Source organism: Achromobacter sp. 46006, from assembly GCF_059761975.1.
This window is the reverse complement of record NZ_JCBANN010000109.1, coordinates 1-7,023: the sequence shown is the minus strand read 5'-3', so window position 1 is coordinate 7,023 and position 7,023 is coordinate 1. Positions and strand designations below refer to the sequence as shown.

The following is a 7,023-nucleotide window of genomic DNA, read 5'->3' as shown; positions in this document are numbered from 1 at the left end:
CGTCCATCTGGGCGGCGCCCGTGATCATGTTCTTGACGTAGTCAGCGTGGCCCGGGCAGTCAACGTGCGCGTAGTGGCGCGTTTCCGTTTCGTATTCCACGTGAGCCGTGTTGATCGTGATGCCGCGAGCCTTTTCTTCGGGTGCCGCGTCGATCTGGTCGTAGCCCTTGGCTTCGCCACCGAACTTGGTCGACAGAACGGTCGTGATCGCCGCCGTCAACGTCGTTTTGCCGTGGTCAACGTGACCAATCGTACCCACGTTCACGTGCGGCTTGGTACGTTCAAACTTGCCTTTTGCCATGGCTGACTCCTGACCTGGATTGCGCTTTTGACTGAAGCTGCTGACTGAAGAAAAGACTTTGGAATTTGTGGTGCCCATGGCGCGGATCGAACGCGCGACCTCTCCCTTACCAAGGGAGTGCTCTACCACTGAGCCACATGGGCATGTGTACTGCTTGGAGCGGGTGAAGGGAATCGAACCCTCGTCGTAAGCTTGGAAGGCTTCTGCTCTACCATTGAGCTACACCCGCGGCTGTCCTTTCACCACCTCACTATCTATCCCAGACTTTCAAAACTAAGGCCTTGGAGAACCAGCCACCTTCGTTGCGAAGGCCGCCCAGTTCCCTAGGCCTACATTTTAAAATCCAGGCAAACATCGCCTGGATTCAGGTTTGGGTCTCTGGTGGAGGAGGTTGGATTCGAACCAACGTAGGCGCAAGGCCAACAGATTTACAGTCTGCCCCCTTTAACCACTCGGGCACCCCTCCAGCGGAGAACTTGAGATTATGAACACTTTCAAATCCGCTGTCAAACGCCTGGGACGAAAAATATTCAAAACTTTCGTTCTGCCTGCCGCGTTTCCGCGCAGAGGGGGCGAAGCTTACAAGATTCCGCGAACGGCTGCACGAAAAAGTTCGGCGTACTGGTCCGGGGTGTAGGTGACCGGGTTGGTACCGCCGGACGGATCCTCGCTGGCCATGCGCCCTACCCGCTCGGCTTGTGCGTCGTCGATGCCGATGTCGGCCAGGGCGTGCGGGATGCCCACGGTCTCGCGCAACGCCAGCACCCAGTCGAGCACGGCGCCCGGGCTGTCGCCCGGCAATGCCAGGTAGCGCGCCAACGCCTGCAGCCGCGGCGCAACGGCATGCAGGTTGGCCTTGAGCACGTAGGGCATGAGGATGGCGTTGAGCATGCCGTGGTGCGCGTCGTACAGCGCCCCCAGCGGATGCGCCAGCGCGTGCATGGCCCCGAGCCCGCGCTGGAATGCGGTGGCGCCCATGCTGGAGGCCACCAGCATCTGCTGGCGCGCCTGCAGGTCGGCGCCGTCCGCCACCGCTTGCGGCAAGTACTCCTTGATCATGCGCATGCCTTCGAGCGCGATGCCTGCGGCCATCGGATGGAAGAACGGCGAACAGTAGGCTTCGAGGTTGTGCGACAGCGCATCCATGCCCGTGGCCGCGGTGATGCGCGGCGGCAGGCCGACGGTGAGCTCCGGGTCGAGAATCACGATGGCTGGCAGCATGCGCGCGTGGAAGATGATGCGCTTGACCTGCGCCGCCTCGTCGGTGATAACGGAGGCGCGCCCCACTTCCGAGCCCGTGCCCGCGGTGGTCGGCACCGCGACGACTGGCGCCATGCCGGCCACGTTCACGCGCAGGTAGTTGTCGCCCACGTCTTCGAAGTCCCACAGCGGACGTTTCTGTCCGGCCATCAGCGCGATGGCCTTGGCCGCGTCCAGCGCCGAGCCGCCGCCGAACGCGATGACGCCGTCGTGGCGGCCTTCGCGATAGCGCGCCACGCCATCGTCCACGTTCTTGCCGGTGGGGTTGCCCTTCACTTCGTGGAACAGGCCGCATTCGAGTCCGGCCTGGCGGCAGCCGCGCACCGCGTCGGCGATCATGGGCAGCGCGGCCAGGCCGGGATCGGTGACCAGCAGCGGCCGCGCCATGCCGAGTTCGCGGCACCAGTCGGGCAGTTCCTTGATACGGCCGGGGCCCGCCTTGATGGCGGTGGGATAGTTCCAGTTGACGCTGGGGACGGTCATGTCGGCTCCTGGTCGCGCGCTCAGGCGTTGCGGCGCAGATGGAAGGATTTGGCTTGGGTGAGCTGTTCGTAGCCGACGCGCGACAGCGAGACACCGCGGCCGGTTTGCTTGACGCCGGTCCACGCCAGCGCGGGGTCGAGGTAGTCGCAGCGGTTCATGAAGACGGTGCCCGTGCGCAACTGGCGGCCGAGGTGCAATGCGGCCTCTTCGTCCTGCGTGAAGACGGCGGCGGTCAGACCATAGGGGCTGTCGTTCATCAGGGCCACGGCCTCTTCGTCGCTGTCGACCGGCATCACGCCGACCACGGGGCCGAAGCATTCATCGTTCATCACGCGCATGCGGTGATCCACCTGCGTCAGCAGCGTCGGCGCCACATAAGGCGTGCCGGCGCGCGCGGCGTCGAAACGCGTGGCATCGACCAGATTGCAGGCGCCGCGCGCTTCGGCTTCGGCGATCACCTCGCGCACCTCGTCGGCGGCGCGCGTGCGCACCACCGGACCGAGCGTGGTGTCCGGCTGCAAGGGATCGCCCAGCACGTACTCCTGGGTCAGCGCCGCGGCGCGATCGATGAAATCCTGGTAGCGGTCGCGCGCCACGTAGATGCGCTGGATGCCGCAGCACGATTGGCCGGAATTGAAGAAGGCGCCGTCGACCAACGTCTCGACCGCGTGCGCCAGGTTGGCGTCGGCGCGCACATACGCGGGGTCGTTGCCGCCCAGCTCCAGGCCCACGCCGATGAAGCGGCCGGCGGCGGCCTGCTCCACGCTCTGGCCGCCGCGCACCGAGCCGGTGAAGGACACGTAGCCGATCTCGGGCGCGCGGATCAGGCGTTGCGCGATGTCGTGGTTCGCGTGCAGGTACTGGAACACGCCATGCGGCACGCCCGCTTCGCTGAAGGCGCGGCCGATGAGTTCGGCGCACAGCGGAGTCTGGTCGGAGTGCTTCAGGATGACGGTGTTGCCGGCCATCAGCGCCGGCACGATGCTGTTCACGGCCGTCAGCAGCGGATAGTTCCATGGCGCGATCGTCAACGCCACGCCGATCGGCTCGCGGCTGATGAAGCGCGTGAAGCCCGCGATCTCGGGCACCTGGATCGGCGCCAGCGCTTCGGCGGCGATGCCGATCATGTGGCGCGCGCGCGCCTCGAAGCCATCGACCTCACCCGGCGTGTAGCGCAGCGGACGGCCCATCTGGATCGTGATGGCCCGCGCGATCTCGGCCTTGCCGGCGACGAAGCGCGTCACGGCCTCGGACAGGATGCGGCCGCGCTGCTCGATGCCGAGCGCGTGCCAGGCACCCTGCGCGGCCTGCGCGTCGGCCAGCGCCTGCGCGACCTGCGCCTCGCTGGCGTAGGGACGGCGCACGACTTCGCGGCCGTCGATGGGACTGATGGTGATGAGTTCCTGCGTCATGGCGACCCTGTGCATGCGTGGAGAAAAGATGAAGCGGCGGCGTTCAGATGATCTCGAAATAGCGAGCCAGTTCCCAGTCCGTGACGTGACGGCGGAACTGGCGTTCTTCCCATTCGCGCGTGGCGGCGTAATGCTCGACGAAGGCATTGCCGAACAGCTCGCGCGCGGCTTCGGATTGGCGCAGACGCTGCGCCGCTTCCCACAACGTCGTGGGCAGGCGCAGGTGCTCGGGAAACTGCTGCGTGTAGGCGTTGCCCTGCACCATCGGTTCGGGTCGCAGGCCCAGTTCGATGCCGCGCAGGCCCGACGCCAGCGCGGCCGACAGCGCCAGGTACGGATTGGCGTCCGCCGAGCCGATACGCACTTCGACACGCTGCGACTTGTCGCTGCCCGGGATGAGGCGCAGCGCGGTGGTGCGGTTCTCCATGCCCCAGGTCGCGTCCAGCGGGGCCCAGTAGCCCGGCACCAGGCGCGAATAACTGTTGATGGTCTGCGCGTATAGCGCCATGAATTCAGGCAGGTAGCGCTGCACGCCGGCCATGAAGGCTTCCTGTGTCGCGCTCATGCCGTGCGGGCGCGACTCGTCGTGGAACGCCGAGCGGCCGCTGGTGCGGTCGCGCAGCGACAGATGGATGTGACCGCTCTGGCCGGGATGATCGTGCGACCACTTCGCCATGAAGGTGGCCATCAGGCCGTTCTGCTGCGCCAGCGCCTTGGTGAAGGTCTTGAAGAGGAAGGCCTTGTCGCCGGCGGCGGCGGCCTGATCGACCGCGATGGCCGCCTCCAGCACGCCGGGGCCGGTCTCGGTATGCAGGCCCTCGATCGGCATGTCCATGCGCTCGCACATGTCGAGCAGCTTGCGGTAGAAATCGCCCTGCACCGTGCTGCGCAGCACCGAATAGCCGAAGTTGCCGGGGGTCCAGTTCTCCATGTCGCGGTAGTGCTTGGCACGCACCGAGTGCGGCGTTTCGCGGAACATGAAGAACTCGTATTCGAGCGCGGCGTAGACCTCGAAGCCCATGTCGCTGGCGCGGTCCAGCGTGCGGAGCAGCAGGCGGCGCGGGCAGATGTCGGCGGCGGGGCCTTCGAACTCGGCCAGGAACAGCAACATGTCCTCGCCCCCGGGCCCCTGCTCCAGCGGCAGCCGGCGGCAGGTGCTGGGCACGATGCGCAGCTTGGCATCGGGATAGGCCGTGTGCCAGCCGGTGTACTTGGTGTTGTCGTAGAGCTGGTCGTCCAGGTCCCAGCCGAACACCACGTCGCAGAACGCCAGCCCGCCGCGCAGCGCGGCCAGGAATTTGTCGCGCCTGACGTACTTGCCCAGCATGACGCCATCGACGTCGGACAGGCCGATCTTGATATGCGAGAGCGTGCTGGCCTGGACCAGCCGCTCCGCGTCTTCCACCGTTGCTACCCCTAGTGCATGCATGGCTCGTTCACCTTGTCGTGGCTGAAGCGTTGCGTTGACGTGCGGGGTCGCGGGACGCGGTGTTTCAGGTCACGGCCGCCCCCAGCATCCGCATCGCCTCGCGATGCAGCTGCGGCGTGGCGGCCGCGATCACGCGGCCCTGCGACGCGAGGCCTAACGGCTGCCCCGACCAATCGGTAATGACGCCGCCCGCGCCTTCGATCACGGGCATCAGCGCCAGATAGTCATACGGCTGCAGGCCGGCCTCGACCACCAGGTCGACATGGCCGCTGGCCAGCAGGCCATAGCTGTAGCAATCGCCGCCATAGCGGCGCATGCGCACCGAGCGCGCCAGCGCCTCGAACGCGTCCAGGTCGGCGCCTTCGAAGATGTCGGGCGAGGTGGCGTAGAGAATCGCCTGGCCCAGTTCGGTGCAGGGGCGCGCGCGGCAGGGTTCGCCGTTCAGGCGCGCGGGCGAACCGGCAACGCCCAGCCAGCGTTCGGCCATCATGGGAATGTCGATCAGGCCCAGCACCGGGCGGCCGCGGTGCAGCAGGCCCAGCAGCGTGCCCCACAGGGGATTGCCGGAGATGAAGGCGCGGGTGCCGTCGATGGGATCGAGCGACCACACCCACTCGGCCTCCGCATGGCTGGCGCCGTATTCCTCGCCGAAGATGCCGTGATCCGGATACTGGCGGGCGATGGCTTCGCGCAGCGCTTGCTCGACCTCGCGGTCCGCGCGGGTGACGGGACTTTCATCCGCTTTGGTTTCCACCATAAGGGGGTGGCGGAACCACTTGCGCGACAAAGGCCGGACCTGGTCCGCCAGCGTCTGGGCGAACGAGGAAAACGCGGCCAATTGCTGCACGGAAGGCGGCGGCGAAGTTTGCATGACGAGCTCCGAGGCGTGACGCGGCGCGGAAAGACCCATGCGATTCGGGTTTTTCCAGTCTAGACACGTTGCCACAAATTTGCAAATATACCTAAAAACACAACCCGGGAAACGCAACGTTTCCTCGCGCAAGCCCACCGCTCCGCCCCGCAGGTCGCCGTCCGCAGAAAAGCAGCTCATCGCCGTTGCCGTGTATTCCTTTCCGGAGTCCCATCATGCAATGTAAGAAGAAGCTTGGTCTCGTGGTTGCAGTAATTTCCCTAGGTTTCGCACAGGCCGCCCATGCCGGCGCCATCACCGTGTACACGGCGCTGGAAGAAGACGAGATCGCCGCCTACCTGAAAGCCGCCAACACCGCCATGCCGGATGTAAAGGTGAACGTGCTGCGGTTGTCCACCGGGGACCTGGGCGCGCGCCTGATCGCCGAGGCCGGCAATCCGCAGCAGGACGTGATCTGGGGCTTCGCCGTCAGCAACATGCTGGACCCGCGCCTGCAGAAGCTGCTGGAGCCCTATGCGGCCAAGGGCATCGACGCCCTGCCCGCGCAATACAAGGCCGCCGACAACAAATGGTTTGCCGCCACCGGCTATGTAGCGGCGTTCTGTGTGAACACAGACCGGCTCAAGTCCAGGAACCTGCCGATGCCGACCTCGTGGGAAGACCTGACCAAGCCGGTCTACAAGGGCGAGATCGTCATCCCCAGTCCGGCGGCATCCGGCACCGGTTATCTGCAGATCGTCGCGCTGCTGCAGGGCCTGGGCGCCGAGAAGGGTTGGGCGCTGCTCAAGGAGCTGGACAAGAACGTGGCGCAGTACACGCCGTCGGGCTCTCGCCCGTGCAAGATGGCGCGCGCCGGCGAATACGCGATCGGCGTGTCGTTCGCTTTCCCGGCGATGCAGTCGATCGAGGAAGGCTTCCCAGTGAAGATGGTGATCCCGTCGAAATGGGTCGGCTATGAACTGGAGGCCTCTGGGTTGATGAAGACCGCCAAGAATCCCACGGACGCCAAGCGCTTCCTCGACTGGACGCTGTCGGCGCAGGCCGGCGGGCTGTACAGCAAGTACAAGGAACTGGTGACGATTCCGGGCGCCGCCCCCAACAAGGCGGCCGAGGCCGCGGGCCTGCCCAAGGACCTGACCGCCGTGCTGTACCCGGTGGACTTTCAGAAGTCGGCGGCGGAACGCGACGCCACCATCAAGACCTGGCAGGACACCATCAAACGCTGATGACGCGTGCGGCTGGCGCCGCCAGCCGCACGCGCCACCGC

General features: G+C 66.0%; 6 protein-coding genes and 3 tRNA genes. 1 reads left to right on the top strand and 8 read right to left on the bottom strand.

All coding sequences use genetic code 11. The features are described from left to right. From AC6LKG_RS26095 to hisN, 8 genes are all read right to left on the bottom strand, one after another. A partial coding sequence (locus AC6LKG_RS26095) for a GTP-binding protein (protein ID WP_498082165.1) occupies nt 1-301 on the bottom strand: 301 nt, incomplete at its 3' end. Nucleotides 302-369: 68 nt separating this feature from the next. Beyond that, a tRNA-Thr gene (locus tag AC6LKG_RS26090) sits at nt 370-444 on the bottom strand. A 12-nt stretch (nt 445-456) separates the two neighbouring features. After that, nucleotides 457-530: transfer RNA gene (locus tag AC6LKG_RS26085), tRNA-Gly, on the bottom strand. Nucleotides 531-680: 150 nt separating this feature from the next. Continuing rightward, nucleotides 681-767: transfer RNA gene (locus tag AC6LKG_RS26080), tRNA-Tyr, on the bottom strand. Nucleotides 768-880: 113 nt separating this feature from the next. Beyond that, nucleotides 881-2,044, bottom strand: a complete 1,164-nt coding sequence (locus AC6LKG_RS26075; RefSeq protein WP_498169809.1) for an iron-containing alcohol dehydrogenase — start codon at nt 2,042-2,044, stop codon at nt 881-883. A gap of 20 nt (nt 2,045-2,064) precedes the next feature. Then, nucleotides 2,065-3,456, bottom strand: a complete 1,392-nt coding sequence (locus tag AC6LKG_RS26070; RefSeq protein ID WP_498169806.1) for an aldehyde dehydrogenase family protein — start codon at nt 3,454-3,456, stop codon at nt 2,065-2,067. Between the two features lie 43 nt (nt 3,457-3,499). After that, nucleotides 3,500-4,885 (bottom strand): glutamine synthetase family protein, encoded by a 1,386-nt coding sequence (locus AC6LKG_RS26065; protein ID WP_498169804.1) that lies wholly within the window; start codon nt 4,883-4,885, stop codon nt 3,500-3,502. A 64-nt stretch (nt 4,886-4,949) separates the two neighbouring features. Continuing rightward, nucleotides 4,950-5,756: a histidinol-phosphatase gene (hisN, locus tag AC6LKG_RS26060; protein WP_498169802.1), complete on the bottom strand. Its 807-nt coding sequence runs from the start codon at nt 5,754-5,756 to the stop codon at nt 4,950-4,952. Between the two features lie 215 nt (nt 5,757-5,971). Here hisN and AC6LKG_RS26055 point away from each other — a divergent pair, with 215 nt between their 5' ends. Continuing rightward, nucleotides 5,972-6,982 carry an ABC transporter substrate-binding protein gene (locus tag AC6LKG_RS26055; RefSeq protein ID WP_498169799.1) on the top strand — a complete coding sequence of 337 codons (1,011 nt, stop codon included), beginning with the start codon at nt 5,972-5,974 and terminating at the stop codon, nt 6,980-6,982. Nucleotides 6,983-7,023: the final 41 nt, after the last annotated feature.